Annotated in this window: 12 protein-coding genes; 3 read left to right on the forward strand and 9 right to left on the reverse strand. The window is 74.4% G+C overall.

Features of this window, described 5'->3' with window-relative positions; translation table 11 throughout:
* Positions 1–4: 4 nt before the first annotated feature.
* From zwf to M3673_RS13725, 9 genes are all read right to left on the reverse strand, one after another.
* Entirely contained in the window at positions 5–1462 is a 1458-nt protein-coding gene (zwf, locus tag M3673_RS13685; protein ID WP_193661828.1) for a glucose-6-phosphate dehydrogenase, read from the reverse strand.
* 32 nt (positions 1463–1494) lie between these two features.
* Positions 1495–2955, reverse strand: a complete 1461-nt coding sequence (locus tag M3673_RS13690) for an anthranilate synthase component I family protein (RefSeq protein ID WP_308196144.1) — start codon at positions 2953–2955, stop codon at positions 1495–1497.
* On the reverse strand, positions 2952–3524 hold the full coding sequence (locus M3673_RS13695) for an aminodeoxychorismate/anthranilate synthase component II (protein WP_251534375.1): 573 nt from the start codon (positions 3522–3524) through the stop codon (positions 2952–2954). The genes M3673_RS13690 and M3673_RS13695 overlap by 4 nt, the downstream gene beginning before the upstream one ends.
* A 247-nt stretch (positions 3525–3771) precedes the next feature.
* Entirely contained in the window at positions 3772–4464 is a 693-nt protein-coding gene (locus tag M3673_RS13700) for a peroxiredoxin-like family protein (protein WP_193661827.1), read from the reverse strand.
* Between the two features lie 105 nt (positions 4465–4569).
* Positions 4570–6477 (reverse strand): anthranilate synthase family protein, encoded by a 1908-nt coding sequence (locus tag M3673_RS13705; RefSeq protein ID WP_251534376.1) that lies wholly within the window; start codon positions 6475–6477, stop codon positions 4570–4572.
* A gap of 77 nt (positions 6478–6554) precedes the next feature.
* Entirely contained in the window at positions 6555–8756 is a 2202-nt protein-coding gene (locus tag M3673_RS13710) for a UvrD-helicase domain-containing protein (RefSeq protein ID WP_251534377.1), read from the reverse strand.
* A gap of 225 nt (positions 8757–8981) precedes the next feature.
* Entirely contained in the window at positions 8982–10271 is a 1290-nt protein-coding gene (locus tag M3673_RS13715) for a hypothetical protein (protein WP_251534378.1), read from the reverse strand.
* Positions 10268–10891: a SigE family RNA polymerase sigma factor gene (locus M3673_RS13720; RefSeq protein WP_251534379.1), complete on the reverse strand. Its 624-nt coding sequence runs from the start codon at positions 10889–10891 to the stop codon at positions 10268–10270. The genes M3673_RS13715 and M3673_RS13720 overlap by 4 nt, the downstream gene beginning before the upstream one ends.
* 107 nt (positions 10892–10998) lie before the next feature.
* Positions 10999–11790: an enoyl-CoA hydratase-related protein gene (locus M3673_RS13725; protein ID WP_251534380.1), complete on the reverse strand. Its 792-nt coding sequence runs from the start codon at positions 11788–11790 to the stop codon at positions 10999–11001.
* Between the two features lie 218 nt (positions 11791–12008).
* Here M3673_RS13725 and M3673_RS13730 point away from each other — a divergent pair, with 218 nt between their 5' ends.
* The 3 genes from M3673_RS13730 to M3673_RS13740 all read left to right on the forward strand — a co-directional run bounded on the left by M3673_RS13730 (position 12009) and on the right by M3673_RS13740 (position 16164).
* Positions 12009–13595, forward strand: a complete 1587-nt coding sequence (locus tag M3673_RS13730) for a sulfatase (RefSeq protein WP_251534381.1) — start codon at positions 12009–12011, stop codon at positions 13593–13595.
* Between the two features lie 65 nt (positions 13596–13660).
* Positions 13661–15247 (forward strand): molybdopterin-dependent oxidoreductase, encoded by a 1587-nt coding sequence (locus tag M3673_RS13735; RefSeq protein ID WP_251534382.1) that lies wholly within the window; start codon positions 13661–13663, stop codon positions 15245–15247.
* A gap of 236 nt (positions 15248–15483) precedes the next feature.
* Positions 15484–16164, forward strand: a complete 681-nt coding sequence (locus M3673_RS13740) for a fasciclin domain-containing protein (protein WP_251534383.1) — start codon at positions 15484–15486, stop codon at positions 16162–16164.
* Positions 16165–16278 lie beyond the last annotated feature (114 nt).

Raw genomic sequence — 16278 nt, forward strand, 5'->3', positions numbered from 1 at the left:
GCCCCTAGGGGTTGGTCGTCGTCGTGGTGTGGGAGGTGTCGCGCCAGGAGCGCTCGAAGGGCAGGCGCCAGGCGTGGGGCGCGATGAGCTGGTGGATGGCGTTGGGGCCCCACGAGCCCGGCTGGTAGCTGCGCACGGGCGCCGGGTGGTCGAGCAGCGGCATCGACTTGGCCCACAGCTCCTCGATGCCGGCGGCGGTGGTGAAGAGGGTGTGGTCACCGCGCATCGCGTCGTGGATCAGCCGCTCGTAGGCCTCGAGCACCGAGCCCGCGGCGCTGGTGTCGTGGGTGGCGAACTGCATCGACATCTTGTCCAGCGTCATGCCCGGGCCGGGGCGCTTGCCGTAGAACGACAGCGACATCCGCGACTGGTCGGCCAGGTCGAAGGTGAGGTGGTCGGGGCCCTGGGTGCCGACGTTGGAGCCCTTCGGGAACATCGTCAGCGGGGGTTCCTTGAAGGCGATGGAGATGATCCGCGCTCCCTCGGCCAGCTTCTTGCCGGTGCGCAGGAAGAACGGCACGCCGGCCCAGCGCCAGTTGTCGATCTCGACCTTGAGCGCCACGAAGGTCTCGGTGTCGGAGTCGTCGGCGACGACGTCCTTGCCGCGGTAGCCGGCGTACTGGCCGCGCACGACGTTCTGCGGCTCGATGGGGCGCATCGAGCGAAAGACCTTGAGCTTCTCGTCGCTGATCGGGCCGGGCGCCAGCGAGGTCGGCGGCTCCATGGCCATGAAGGCCAGCACCTGCATGAGGTGGGTGACGACCATGTCGCGGTAGGCGCCGGTGGTCTCGTAGAACTTCGTGCGCCCCTCCAGGCCGAGGGTCTCGGGCACGTCGATCTGCACGTGGTCGATGAAGTTGCGGTTCCAGATCGGCTCGAAGAGGCCGTTGGCGAAGCGGAAGGCCAGGATGTTCTGCGCGGCCTCCTTGCCCAGGAAGTGGTCGATGCGGAAGACCTGGCTCTCGTCGAAGACCTGGTGCACCTCGTGGTTGAGCCGCTGCGCCGACTCCAGGTCGGTGCCGAAGGGCTTCTCCATGATGATCCGCGAGCGCTCGACCAGGCCGGCGTCCTGGAGCTGGTGGATGACGTCGAGGGCGGCCTTCGGCGGCACCGAGAGGTAGTGCAGGCGCCGCTTGTCGGCGGTCTCGCCGGGCAGCTCGGCCTCGACGCGCTCGACTTCCTGGGCCAGCGCGTGCGGCCCCGCCGACTGCGGCACGTAGCTGAGCATCGCGCCGAAGGGGGCCCAGCGGGCGTCGTCGATGTCGCCCTTCCCGAACTCCTCGCAGCCGTCGCGGGCGATCTTCGCGAACTGCTCGGTGCCGATGTCCTCCAGCGACGTGCCGACGATCTTCGCATCGCGCAGCAGGCCGGCCTCGAAGAGGCGCAGCAGACCGGGCAGCAGCTTGCGGCGGGCGAGGTCACCGGTCGCCCCGAACAGCACGACGACGTGCGGCTTCTCCATGCGGTCGAGGCTATCGAGCGGGTGTTTCGCGGTCATGACACCCCATCGAACTCCTGCCCCAGCACCCTGAGCAAGCGCTCGGCCTTGACCTGCGTCTCCGCCCACTCCGAGTCGACGTCGGAGTGCACCGTCACCCCGCCCCCGGTGCCGAGGCGGTAGCGGCCGTCGCCGGTGGTCGTCAGGGAGCGGATGACCACGCCGAGGTCGGCACGGCCGTCGGCCGCGACCCAGCCGAAGGCCCCGGCGTAGGCGCCGCGCGCGGTGGCCTCGACCTCCTCGACCACCTGCATCGTGCGCAGCTTGGGCGCCCCGGTCATCGAGCCCGCCGGGAAGAGCGCCCGCAGCGCCTCCACGGTGCCGACGCCCTGGCGCAGCCGCCCCCGCACCGTAGTGACGAGCTGGTGCACCGAGGCGTAGGACTCCACCGCCATCAGCTGCGGGACCTCCACCGTGCCGGGCTCGCACACCATCGACAGGTCGTTGCGCAGCAGGTCGGTGACCATGAGGTTCTCGGCGCGGAAGCGCGGCTCGGTGGCCAGCTGCGCGCGCAGCCGCTCGTCCTCGGCCGGGTCGGGCGAGCGCGGCGTCGTGCCCTTGATCGGCTTGGTCTCGATCACCCCGTCGGCGCGCACCACCGCGTAGCGCTCCGGGCTGCTGCTCAGCAGCCAGCCCCGCGCCCCGTCGACGTCGTGCTGGCAGAAGCCGGCGTACGGCGCCGGGTTGAGCGCCCGCAGCCGCAGGTAGGCCGCCGCCGGGTCGAGGTCGCTGGCCGCCTCGAGGCGGTGGGTGAGGTTGACCTCGTAGGTGTCGCCCGCGTGCAGGTGCTCCTGCACGCGGTCGAAGGCCGCGCGGTAGGCCGGGGTGGGGCCGCCGCGGGTTTCACCGGCCGGCTGGCGAAACCCGCACCTGTCGGCCCACGCGTCGGCCGACAGGTGCGGGTCCGGGCCGACAGGTGTGCCGGGTGGGGCGGGTGGGGCCGGCGCGGAGGCGGCAGTCGGTACGGCGGCCGGGGTGGCGGGCGGCACGGCGGCGGTCGGTACGGCGGCGGGGTCGGGGTGGTCGAAGAGGCGCAGGTGGCTCGGGCGCATCAGCACCGCGTCGGGCACGTCGGTCGACGGGCGCGCGGGGAGGTCGGGGCGGCTGGCGTAGCCCAGGTAGCCGAACCACTGGTCGGCGCGGCCGGCGGCGCGGGCGGCGGCGAGCTCGGCCTCGAGCACGGCGAAGACGTCGTCGCCGACCACCTCGGCGCGGCCGTCGACGTGGCGCACCACCTCGCGGCGGGCCGCGGAGTAGGACAGCGACACGTCGCCCGGCTCCAGCCAGCCCACCAGCGACCGGCGCCCCGACCACGCGCGCGCGCCGCCGCCGTCGAGCCAGAAGCAGCGCGGGTGGGTGGCCGCGACGTCGGCGAAGTAGGCCGCCGGGTCGCCCGCGCGCGCCCCGCTCGGGCCGCGCGCCCCGCTCGGGCCGCTCGTCCCGCCCCCGCCGCTCACGCCAGCCCCAGGAAGGTCGCCACGATCGCCTCACCGTGCTCGGAGAGCACCGACTCGGGGTGGAACTGCACGCCCGCGAGCGGCAGGTCGCGGTGCTCGACGGCCATCACCAGGCCCGACTCCTCGTCGACGGCGGTGGCGCGCAGGCAGGCGGGCAGCTCCACGGCGGCCAGCGAGTGGTAGCGCACCGCGGCGAAGGGCGAGGGCAGCCCGGCGAGCACGCCGGTGCCGTCGTGGGCCACCCGGGCGAGCACGCCGTGGCCGGGCGCGACCCGCTCGACGCGCCCGCCGTACGCCGCGACCAGCCCCTGCATGCCCAGGCACACCCCGAGCACCGGGCGGCTGGCCGCCAGCAGCACCTCGCGACCCACCGCGAAGTCCGAGGCGACCGCGGGGTGGCCGGGGCCCGGCGAGAGGACGACGTGGCTGTGGGCGAGCACGTCGGCGGCGGAGACCTCGTCGTGCTGCACCACCCGCGGCAGCGCGCCGGTGACGGCGGCGACGAGGTGCACGAGGTTCCACGTGTAGGAGTCGTGGTGGTCGACCACGACGACGTCCACCTCGGCCACGGCCGCCAACCTAGGTCATCGAGCCGCAGCCGGCCCGGGCGGCGGCCCGGGCGACGGCCCGCCGGCGCCCCTCGCCGCTCTCGCCGGCCAGCGCAGACCCTCCCCGGCCCGGCCCGGCCCGGCCGGGCCCGACCCGATCCGCCCCTCCCCGGCCCGACCCGATCCGCCCCTCTCCCCTCCCCAGCACGATCGGCCCGCCCCTCCCCGGCCCGCCCGGACGGAGACGGGCCGGGAGGGACGGCGCGCCTCAGCCCAGGGCGCGCACCGCGGCGAGCACCTCCGCGGGCTCGGTGCGCTCGGTGTAGTCGGGCCGCACGTCGACGAAGCGCACGACGCCGTGGGCGTCGGCGACGACCACGGTCGGGCGGGGCAGGGTCCAGTCGCCGTCGGCGTTGATGGTCGTGAAGTCGTTGCCGAAGGCCAGCTGGGCCTCCTGCACCTCGGGATCGAGGTCGAAGGTGAGCCCGAGCATGCGCGCGTAGCCGTTGCCGACGTCGCTGAGCACCGGGAAGGTCAGCGCGGCCGCCTCGGCGGCGCTCAGCGACCCGTCGGGGCCCTGCGGGCTGATCGCGACGAGCCGCACCCCGCGCTCGGTCAGCTCGGGGAGCAGCTCGCGCTGGTAGGCGCGCAGCGCGACGTCGCAGTAGGGGCACCAGGCGCCGCGGTAGAAGACCAGCACGACCGGGCCGTCGCCGGGCACGGCCACCGGGCGGCCGGCGTGGTCGGTGAGGTGCGACTGCGGCAGCCGGTCGCCGACGCGGATCTGGGCCGGCGGCTCGGGGGCGTCGGCCAACCGTCGCTGCTCGGCGGCGAAGACGTCGAAGAGGTCGGGCGGGGCGATGCCGCGCACGTGGGCGACGGTCGCGGCCAGGCGGCCGGCGAGGTCGCCGGAGCCGTCCTCCGGCCCCGTGGCTGCCTGGTCGGTGGTGGTCGAGGTCATGTCGGCGCTCCGTTCTGGGACGAGGCCCCGCGGACGTGCTCGCGGGCGGGCGCGAGCGGTTCGGGGCTGGACCCCAAACTGTACCAACTAACTCAACTTAGTTGCCTAAGCATCGTCCAGCAGCAGCTCGACGACCAGCTCGTGCAGCAGGTCGTAGCCGTGCTCGGTGAGGATCGACTCGGCGTGGAACTGGATGCCCCGGTAGTGCGGCCCGCGCAGCAGGTGCACGTCGCCGCTGGCCTCGTCGGTCTCGACGCTGACCCCCGCGGGCAGCCCGGCCTCGCCGACCCGGCCCACGAAGGTGTTGTAGAAGCCGACCCGCTCGGTGCGGCCCGCGATCGAGACCGGCGACTGCGTGCCCTGGAAGACGATGTCCTTGAAGGCCAGGTCGAGCCCGAGGGTGTGGCAGAGCGCCTGGTGGCCCAGGCACACCGACAGGAAGGGCCGCCCGGCGGCCAGCAGCTCGGCGACCGCGGCGCGCAGGTTGGCCATCTTGGGGTCGGTGTCGTCGCGGGGGTCGCCGGGCCCGGGCCCGACGATCACGAGGTCGTAGCCGTCGAGCGCGCCGGGGCGGTAGTCCTCGTGGCGCACGACCTCGCTGGTCATGCCGAGCACGCGCAGCACGTGGCGCAGCATGTTGACGAAGTCGTCCTCGCCGTCGAGCACGACCGCGCTCAGGCCGCGCAGGCGCGGGTCGGGCGGCGAGCCGCCCTGGTCGGTGAGCCAGAAGCGCGAGAGCCGCTGGTTGCGGGCGTTGAGCGCGAGCAGCACGTCCTCGTCGTTGACCAGCTCCGCGACGTTGGTCGTCGGCACCGGCGCCGCGGGCACCAGCCCGAAGGCGCTGAGGATGCCGCCGGCCTTGGCGTGGGTCTCGGCCACCTCGTACGCCGGGTCGGAGTCGCGCACCAGCGTCGCCCCGGCGGTGACCTTGAGCGAGCCGTCGAGGCCGACGTCGGCGCTGCGGATGACGATGGGGCTGTCGACGACCGGCCCGCCGACCGCGTCGCGGCCCAGCACGGCCAGGGCGGCGCCGTAGTAGCCCCGGCCCTCGGTCTCGTACTTCTTGATCAGCCGGCACGCGTTCTCCACCGGCGACCCGGTGACGGTGGCGGCGTACATCGTGTCGCGCAGGACCTCGCGCGGGTCCTTGGTGGTGCGCCCGGCGAGGAGGTACTCGGTGTGCACCAGGCGGCTCATCGGCTTGAGGAAGGGCCCCAGCACCTGCCCGCCCTCGGTGCACAGGTCGCACATCATCTTCAGCTCCTCGTCGACCACCATGAAGAGCTCGTAGACCTCCTTCTCGTCGGCGAGGAAGTCGAGGAGCTGCTGCTTGGTGTCACCGCCGGCCGGGATGCGGAAGGTGCCGCTGATGGGGTTCATCCGCACGTCGCCGCCGTGGATGCTCACGTGGCGCTCGGGGCTGGCGCCGATGAGGTAGCGGTCGCCGGTGAAGAAGACGTAGGTCCAGTAGGCGCCGCGCTCGCGCTCGAGCAGCCGCTTGAACACCGTGAGCGCGGTCGCTGCGCTCCAGTCGGCGACCTGCGCGCGGTAGTGGCGCCCGATGACGAGGTTGGCGCCCTCGCCCTGGCCGATCTCCTCGTCGATGATGGTCTCGACCAGGCGGCCGTAGGTCTCGTCGTCGGTCTCGAAGCCGCCACGGTCGGTGAACTCCACGCCGGTGTCGTCGATGGCCTCGACCACCTCGGCCACCGAGAACTCCTGCTCGGTCTCCACGTCGACGACCACCAGCGGGGTGGCGTCGTCGTGGGCCTCGAAGCCGCGCTCGGCGACCTGGCGGAAGGGCACGGCCAGCAGCCGGTCGGCGATGTGGCCCTCGGTCGGCACGCCCTCCTCCAGGGGTACGTCGAGCAGCGACTCGACCACGCTGCGCCGACCGCCCACCAGGCCGACCGTGTCGCGGTCGCCCGCCCGCGTGGAGCGCCGGATGATCGCCCACGCCTCGTGCTCCTGGAGCGCGTCGATCGCGGCCCGGGCGGCGGAGGGGGTGCTCATGGCGAGGAGCCTAGTGGGGCCGCCGCCCGCCCCCGGCCGGGTGGCCCGGCGGTGGATGCCGGGTGGTCCGACCCGGGTCAGCCGACGGTGGTGAGCAGCTGCGTGGCGCGGGTGAGCACGACGTAGAGCGTCGCGCGCCCCGTGGCCGACTCGTCCTCGATCTCCTGCGGGCGCACGACCACGATGCCGTCGAACTCCAGCCCCTTGGTGTCGAGGCCGGTGAGCACCACCACGCGGTCCTCCCCCGAGGGCGAGGCGCTCGACCCGACCGCGGCGCGGGCACCGGGGGCGTCCTCGGCGCGCTCGGGCCACGAGGCCAGCCAGCCGTTGACCTCGCTGCGCCGGGCGGCCGGCACCACGATGCCCACCGTGCCGCCGACGCGGCCGGCGATCTCCGCGACCGCCGCGCGGGTGGCCTCCTCCAGGTCGGGCTCGCCGGGCAGGACCTGCGGCTCCTCGCCGGTGGAGCGCACGGCGGTGGGCAGGTCGGCGTCGAGGCCGACCCGCTCGGCGTACGCCGCGGCGAAGGCGTAGATCTCCGAGGAGTTGCGGTAGTTGGTGGAGAGGTGGAACTCGTGGACCGCCTTGCCCTCGAGCGCCTCGGCGCGCGCGGCGGCCGACTCCTCGGGCACCGGCCACGACGACTGCGCGGGGTCGCCCACGATCGTCCACGAGGCCGTGCGGCCCCGGCGGCCCACCATGCGCCACTGCATGGGCGTGAGGTCCTGGGCCTCGTCGACCAGCACGTGGGCGAAGGGGTCGTCCTCGATGCGGTGGGTCGGCGCCGACCACGAGCGCCCCGAGGGGGCGAACTCACGGTCGGCGGCGGTGAAGAGCTCCTGCATGTCGCGCCCGCCCTCGAGCAGGCCGGTGTCGTCGAGGTCGCGCTCGTCGTCGGTGCGCGCGGGCACGTCGCCGAGGGCGTAGCGCAGCTCGTCGAGCAGCGGAACGTCCTGCACGCTGAGGGTCTGCTCGTCACCCCACGACTTCAGCAGCAGCTGCTGGTCCTCGGCGCTGACCACGCCCTCGCCGACCCGCGCCAGCAGGTCGGGGTCGCGCAGCCACCCGAGCACCTCGCGGGCGTCGAGCGGGGGCCACCAGGCCGCGGCGAAGTCGAGGAAGGAGCGGTCGGAGAGCAGGTCGTCGTTGAAGGCCTCGCGGCCACGCTCGCGCCCGCGCTCGCCGCGCACCTGGCGCCACAGCGCGTCGAGCAACGCGTTGGCCACGCGCGGCAGCTGGCGGTTGCGCCGCCCCTGCGACATCAGCTGGCGGCGGATGCGCCCCAGCAGACCGCGGTCGAGCACCAGCACGTCGTCGCGGTAGAAGGTGCGGAAGGAGTCGGGGCCACCCGGCGCCTGCTGGCGCGCGACGCGGCGCAGCAGCTCGGCCATGCGCGCGGAGCCCTTGACGTCGGCCACGGCCGGCTCGTCGTGGCGGCCGGCCTTGACACCGTCGACGACCTCGCCGAGCGAGCGCAGCGCCACGGCGGTCTCGCCGAGGCTGGGCAGCACCCGCTCGATGTAGCGCATGAAGACGCCGCTCGGCCCGACGATGAGCACGCCGCCGGACTCGTAGCGCCGCCGGTCGTTGTAGAGCAGGTACGCCGCGCGGTGCAGCGCCACCACCGTCTTGCCCACGCCGGGGCCGCCGGAGATCGCGACGACGCCCTTGCCGGGCGCACGGATCGCCTTGTCCTGCTCGGCCTGGATGGTGGCGACGATGGAGTGCATGGTGCGGTCGCGGGCGCGGGAGAGCTGGGCCATCAGGGCGCCCTCGCCGATGATCGGCAGGTCGGCGCCGGTCTCCTCGAGCCGCTGGGCGTCGAGCAGCTCGTCCTCGACGCCGGTCACCCGCGGCCCCGCGCAGCGCAGCACGCGGCGGCGGATCACCTGGTGCGGCTCGGCCGCCGTGGCCTGGTAGAACACCGCGGCCGCGGGCGCGCGCCAGTCGATGAGCAGCGAGTCGCGCTCGGCGTCGCGCAGGCCGATGCGACCGACGTAGCGCGGAGCGGGGTCGAGGTCGGGGTCCATGTCGAGACGACCGAAGACGACGCCCTCGTGGGCGGCGTCGAGCTGGGCGATGCGCTTGGCGGCCTGGAAGACCATCGCGTCGCGCTCGACCAGCCCGCCCTCGTGGCCCAGCCGACCGCGGTCGTGGCCCTCCCGGGCCAGCTCGCGCGCGCTGCGCGCCGACTCGGCCAGCTGGAGGTAGACCCTGTCGACGAACGCCTGCTCGGCTGCGACCTGCTGCTCGGCCTGCGCGTCCACGTCCTGACTCACTGCACTCCTCGACCTGCCCGTGCCACCCCCTGGTGGCAAGCACCTGACTTTACCCGTCGGCGGGCCCCTGCGGCACCGGCGGACCGTCGTTCGGCCCGGGACGTGCGCCACATCCTGCCGTCGGGCCGGCGCTGCCGTGCCCGCAGGCCCCGGCGGGGCCGGGTCGGGAGCGGGACGGCCGGGACCGGGTGCGGGCCGGGAGGAGGCGGCGGGGCGGGGGCCGGCTCAGGACAGGGGCGACCACGTGAGCACGACGCCACCGTCGGGGTCGAGGGTCCAGACCTCCCCGCGCGGGAGCAGCACCGCGCCGGTCATCGACGACCCCGTGTCGTTCCGGAAGGACCCCAGCGAGTCGAGCCGGCCCGAGAGACTCCCGGTCGCCCGGGGGGTCCGCGGGCCGCGCGGCAGCACGAACCCCACCGCGACGTCGTCCTCGGCCGCGGTGAGGTCCAGCACCAGCCGGCCGTCGGCATCGAGGCGCCCCAGCGACGCCGGGTCGGTGGAGGTCCACTCCCGGCCCTCCACCTCCACCGTCCGAGCCACCTCCCAGCCCCGCACGACCGCCGCCGGCGCCTCGGCGTCGTAGGCCGCGAGCCCCAGCCGGGTGCCGTCACCAGGGGCGACCCTCGGTCCGTCGGCGCCGCGGGTCACGAAGAGCTCGGCCTCGTGGTCGCGCCCCGGGGCGCCACCCGACTCCGAGCGGAACCGCGGGGTCCCGTCGGAGCCGGGGGCGCAGGTGGTCGCGACGGCCGGCCGACCGTCGACCTCGAGCTGCAGCCACAGGCCCCGCTGGTCGGTGGCGCAGGACACCCACAGCTCCGCCGGACGCCCGCTCGGGCGGTAGGACAGACGGACCCCGGGGTCCCGGCCGGCGGAGAAGGCCGCGCCGAGGAGGACGTCGCCCTCGCGGCGGGCGGGGAAGAAGGCCTCGCCCTCGCCCGCACCGGCGGGCCGGCTGCCCGTCTCGGCGTAGGTGGCGAGGCCCACGCGCGCGGCGGGTGCGGCGCCACCGAGTCGCACGACGAGCGTCGAGCCGGCGTAGACCCGCACGGGCGCCTCGACCCCGCCGTCGCCCAGGGAGCGCGCCACGGGGTCGCCGTCACGCAGGAGGGTGGCCGCGCCACCCCCCAGCCCGCTGGCCACCAGGGAGACGACGCGGTCGACGTCGTCGCGCGGCACCCGGATCCGCAGCGCGTCGCTGTCGCCCGCCGCCTGCGCGGTGTCGGCGAGGTCGTAGCCGTGGCCGAGCACCGAGACGCTGCCGGGCACCTCGCGGCCGGCCACCGTGGGAGCGGCGGCGGGCTCGGGGCCCGATGGGCCTCGCACCACGTCGGTGGTCACCGCGACGCCGCCGACCAGCACGAGGGCGGCCACCGCGGCGACGAGACCCCGGCGACGGCGGCGCACGCCCCGCGCCCGCTCGCGCACGGCGACCGACCGGACGAGGGCCCCACGGTCCTCGACCGCGTCGGCGTGCTCGACCAGGGTGGTGCGCAGGTCGTCGAGGCTGCTCATGACGGGTCTCCCTCGGCGGGGTGGCTGGCGGGGTGGCTGGCGGGGTGGCTGGCGGGGTGGCTGGCAGGACGTCCGGCAGCGGGTCCCGCAGGCCGGGGAGGTGCGCCGCGGTGCGTGGCGAGGGCGGGGTCGATGCGCAGCTTGGCGAAGGCCTTGCTGGCCTGGCTCTTGACGGTGCCGACCGAGCAGCCGAGCACGCGTGCGGTCTCCGCCTCCGACAGGTCCTCGAACCAGCGCAGCACCACCACGGCCCGCTGCCGTCGCGGGAGCCGCTCCATCGCGGTCCACAGGTCGTGACGCGCGTCGGCGTCGGCGTGGACGTCTTCGTGGGCGTCGAGGAGGGCACCGTCGCGCGACCGCTCGGGCAGCACCTCGGTGGGGGCCTCGCCGTTCCACCGGCGCCGCCACCAGGTGGCGTAGGTCGTGACCAGGATGCGGCGCACGTAGGCCTCGGGGCTGTCCTCGATGCGCGACCAGGCGAGGTAGGCCTTGGTGAGCGCGGTCTGCAGGAGGTCCTCGGCCAGGGCGTGGTCGTGGGTGAGGAGGAACGCGGTGCGCAGCAGGCTGCTGGAGCGCGCGACGACGAACTCGTCGAAGTCGACGCGTGGCGGTGCTCCCACCGGTCCTCCCGAGGTCGGCGCGGTCTCCCGCGTCCGGGCCAGTGCTGTCATGTCCCTCTCGACCACCTGACCCGCCGTCGGGGTTGCCCCCGACCGCTGACCGCTTCCTACCCCCGCTGCTTCCGGCCGCGGGAGAGGAAGGCGGTCATCGCCGCCTGGGCCTCCTCGGAGCCGAAGAGGGAGGCCGAGAGGGCGGCGAGGTCGTCGCCGCGGGCCTCCACGTCGGCCAGCAGGGTGCGGTTGAGCAGGCGCTTGGTCTCCCGCAGGCCCTGGGCCGACCCACTGGCGAAGGAGGCGCAGACCTCGGCCACGGCGGCGTCGAGCTCCTCGGCCGCCACCACCCGGGTCACCAGGCCCGACGCCTCGGCCGCCTCCGCGTCGAAGACCTCGCCGCCCAGCGCCGCCAGCGCCGCGGAGCGCGAGGTCATCCGGGGCAGCACGGTCAGGGAGATCGCGGCGGGGGCCAGCCCGAGCTTGACCTCGGTGAGGGCGAAGGTCGCCTCCCGGGCGCAGACCGCGACGTCGGCGGCGGCCACGATGCCGGTGCCGCCGGCGCGCACCGGGCCCTGGGCGCGCACCACGACCGGGGTCGGGTGGGCCAGGATCCTGCGCTGCAGCTCGACGATGGTGCGTGCGCCCTCCTCCATCGATCCCGACGCCGCCTCCGACAGGTCGGCGCCGGAGCAGAAGACCCGGCCGGTGGCCGCGACGACCACGACGCGCACGTCGGGGTCGGCCGCCGCGCGGTCGAGGCCGTCGAGGAAGCCGGCCACCAGGCGTCGCGAGAGCGCGTTGCGGTTGGCCGGGGAGTCGAGGGTCACGGTCGCGACCGCGCCCTCCACGGCGTACCGGACGACGGGCTGGTCCTCGGGCTGGGCCGACGCGTGCTCCTGTGACATGGACGACATCCTGCCCCAGGCGGGCACGGTCCGGCGGTCGGGGATCCGGGCCCCGCCCCGCCCTCGGCTATCGTCGCCCGGGCCGGGGCCAGCGACCGGCCGCCGCTCGACCCCCGGGTCGTGCCCGCGGCCCCAGCCCTGCCCCACCTGCGCACCGCCGCGCACGCCCAGCGCCCCCGAGACCTCCTGGACCACCTGACGTGACACCGTTCCGCGCGATGATCGCGCTGACCGTCGTGCTCTCGTCGCTCGCGGTGGGCCTCGAGGTCAGGGACCACCAGGGCGCCTCGTCGTCGGCGCTCTCTCCGACGTCGTCGCAGCCGGTCATCGCCGCGGCCGAGGAGCCCGCCGACCCGGTCGGGCGCGACCTGCGCACGGCGCCCGAGGACGACCGGCCCAACATCGTCCTGGTCATCACCGACGACCAGCGCTACGACGAGATGCAGTTCCTCCCGCGCACCGAGCGGCTGCTCGGCGAGGCCGGGCTCACCGCGACCGAGGCGATCACCCCGCACCCGCTGTGCTGCCCGGCCCGCGCGGAGATGCTCACCGGCCAGCTGGCGCAGAACAACGGCGTGCAGACCAACTTCGCGCCCCAGGGCGGCTACGACCGTCTCGACACGCGCCACACCCTCGCGACCTGGCTGCAGGACGCCGGCTACAACACCGCCTTCCTCGGCAAGCACCTCAACGGCTACTCCCAGACCGACGGGCGCGACCCGGGCTGGAACATCTTCAACGCCAGCAGCCACGGGTTCTCCGACTACGTCGACTTCCACCAGTACGACAACGGCCGGCGTGTGCGCGTGCCGGGCTACTACACCGACTACGTGTCGCAGCGCACCGTCGACTACGCCCACGAGCTGAGCCGCGCCGACGCGCCCTTCTTCCTGTGGGTCAGCCACTTCGCCCCCCACGCGGCCCGCAAGACCCCCGACTGCCTGGCCGGGGAGACCTGCACGCTGCGGCCCCCGCTCCTCAGCCCGGCGCAGAACCTCCAGCGCGCCGTGCGGGGAAGCACGACGACCGACGACCAGGCCCGGGAGTTCGCCGAGGGCATCGCGGCCAAGCCGTCGTACAACGAGCGCGACGTCTCCGACAAGCAGCACCTGGTGCGCTCCAAGCCGCGGGTCCCGGCCAGCCAGGTCACCGACTTCGCCCTGGGGCGCGCGGCCGCGCTCGACGGCGTGGACCGCTCGGTGGACCGCCTGGTCGCGCAGCTGGCCGAGGACGGCGAGCTCGACAACACCTACCTCGTCTTCGTCACCGACAACGGCTACCAGCTCGGCGAGCACCGCTTCTGGGGCAAGATCCTGCCCTACGAGGAGAACCTGCGGACCCCGCTGCTCGTGCGCGGCCCCGGGGTCGAGCCCGGCACCCGCACCGACCGTCCGATGACCCTCGTCGACCTCGCACCCACCTTCCTCGACATCGCCGGCGCCCGCGCCGACCTGACCCTCGACGGCGTCTCGATGCTCGACCTGTGGCAGGGCGAGAAGGGCGAGGACCCCCACCGCGGCGGGCTGCTGATCCAGGCCGGCGCCTACAAGTCCGAGACCGGCAAGCGCGGCTGGCTCTACCGCGGCGTGCGCACCGAGCGCTACACCTACGCCCGCTTCTTCGACGGCTTCGTCGAGCTCTACGACCGCGAGCGCGACCCCTACGAGGTCGGCTCGGTCGCCGAGGACCCGGCGTACGCCGCGCTGCGCGCCGAGCTCGACCGCCGCACGAGGCTGCTCCAGGACTGCGCCGGCCCGCAGGAGTGCAACCGCGACTTCGGGCCGCTCCCCGCGCCCGCGGGGTGACCCGGCTCGCGTCGACCGGCGGCGCGCGACGACATCCGCGGGCCCGTCCGCTCCGAACACCTGCCATGAGTTCCTCCCTGCGCACGCGTGTCGGCCCGACCGCCCTCTGGGGCATGTTCGGGGTCCTGGCCACCCTCGTCGGCATGGCCGCCGGCCACCTCCTGGCCTCCCTGACCACGCCTGCCGCCTCGCCGGTGCTGGCCGTCGGCTCCCGCGTCATCGACGCCACCCCCACGCCGATGAAGGAGTGGGCGATCCGGCAGTTCGGCAGCGCCGACAAGCCGATTCTCATCGGGTCGGTCATGGTCGTCGTGCTGCTGCTCTCCGCGGTCGCGGGGCTGCTGGCCCGCAAGCGCTTCGTCTACGGCGCCGTGATGCTGGTCGTGCTGGTGGCCGTGGCCGCCTTCGCCGCCCTCACCTCCACCGGCGCGAAGGCCAGCGACGTCGTGCCGAGCCTCGTCGCCGCCGTCGCCGGCGTCGCCGCCCTCGGCTGGCTGCACCGCGTCGCGACCCGCGGCTCCCGCTCCGCCGACGCCGAGCCGGTGCCCGGCGCGACCGTGCGCTCCGACGACCCGGCCCCCCGCGGCGCCTCGCGACGCGGCGTGCTCGTGGCCACCGGGGTGCTCGCCCTGGCCGCGGCCGTCATGGGCGGCGCCGGCCGCTTCATCACCGGCCTGCGCACCCGGCCCGAGGACATCGAGCTGCCCACGGCCGCCGACCCCGCGCCCGCGCTGCCGACCGACCTGTCGGAGAAGTACCCCGGCATCTCCTCGCTGCGCACCTCCAACGCCGACTTCTACCGGGTCGACACCCGCCTCGACACCCCGATCCTCTCGGCCGACGACTGGACGCTGACCATCGACGGCGACGTCGACCAGGAGGTCACCCTCACCTTCGACGACCTCCTCGGCATGGAGCTCATCGAGCGCGACATCACCATGACCTGCGTGTCCAACAGCGTCGGCGGCAAGTTCGTCGGCGCCGCCACCTGGCTCGGCGTGCGCCTCACCGACGTGCTGGAGCGCGCCGGCATCGAGGGCACCAAGGCCGACCAGATCCTCGCCACCGACTTCGACGGCATGACCATCTCGACGCCGCTCGAGGTCGCCGTCGACGGCCGCGACACGATGCTGGTCGTGGGCATGAACGGCGAGCCCCTGCCCCGCGAGCACGGCTTCCCCGTGCGCATGATCACCCCGGGCCTCTACGGCTTCGTCGGCTCCTGCAAGTGGCTCACCCGCCTCACCCTCACCACCTACGACGACGCGCAGGCCTACTGGACCGAGCGCGACTGGGACACCGACGCGCCGATCAAGATCTCCACGCGCATCGACACCCCCAACGCCCTCGACCAGCTCGACAAGGGCGAGAACATCGTCGGCGGCGTCGCCTGGGCCCAGCAGAAGGGCGGTGTGGCCAAGGTGCAGGTGCAGGTCGACGGCGGCGGCTGGCAGGACGCCGAGCTCGGCCCCGAGGTCAACAACGACTACTGGCGCCAGTGGTTCTACCGCTGGGACGCCCAGGACGAGGGCCAGCACACCATCTCCGCGCGCTGCGTCGACGGCGACGGCAACGTGCAGACCGCGGCCCAGGCCCAGCCCTTCCCCGGCGGCTCCAGCGGCATCCACTCGCTGCTCGTGAGCGTGGCCTGAGCCCTCGCCCGGCCCACCGGGCACCCGCACGCCCCCGCACCGCCCCGCCGGCGGTGCGGGGGCGTGCGTCGTACGACGGGCACGTGCGGCACGGGGGCGCCGGGGCCGCGCGCCCCGGCCCCGGTCCCACCCTTCTGGGCTAGACGTCCGAAAACTTCCCCCACCACCACCAATCCACCCCCGGCACAGGACCGAACTACCCGCGTCCAGTCACAAGACGGAAGGCACGAACTCCCATGAAGAACACCACGTTCCGCCGCACCAGCGCCGCCGCTGTTGCCACCCTGGCCCTCTCGCTCTCGCTGGTCGCCTGCGGCGACGAGGCCGACGAGGCCGCTGACACCGCTTCCGAGGCCACCTCGGCCGCCGGCGACGCCGCTTCGGACGCCACCGAGGAGGCCTCGGAGTCCCCCTCGGAGGACGCCGCCGGTGAGGGCGCCGAGGCGCAGACCTTCGGCGAGGCCTGCTCGGCCGTCCCGACCTCGGGCCCCGGCTCGTTCGACGGCATGGTCCAGGACCCGGTCGCCACCGCCGCGAGCAACAACCCGCTGCTCTCCACCCTGGTCGAGGCCGTCACGGCCGCCGACCTCGTGGGCACCCTGAACGACCTCCCGGCCGCGACCGTGTTCGCGCCCACCAACGACGCGTTCGCCGCGATCCCGAAGAAGGACCTCAAGGCCGTCCTGGCCGACAAGGAGCTCCTCTCCTCGATCCTGACCTACCACGTCATCGGTGAGCAGCTCGACCCCGAGGCCGTCGTGGGCGAGCAGGAGTCCGTGCAGGGTGGCACCGTCGAGGTCGAGGGCGACACCGACGGCATGACCGTCAACGGCGCCAACGTGCTGTGCGGCAACATCCCCACCGCCAACGCGACGGTCTACGTCATCGACCAGGTCCTGATGCCCCCGGCCAACTGATCCTCGCGATCAGCACGGCACGGCAGCACCAGCACCACCGCTCCCCCGGGAGCACCGCGTGACCTGCTCGACCAGCACCGGGCTGGCGACGGAAACCTCAGCACGAGAGAATGA

Origin of the sequence: Nocardioides sp. P86, from assembly GCF_023712465.1 — a bacterium.
Lineage (GTDB): Bacteria > Actinomycetota > Actinomycetes > Propionibacteriales > Nocardioidaceae > Nocardioides > Nocardioides kribbensis.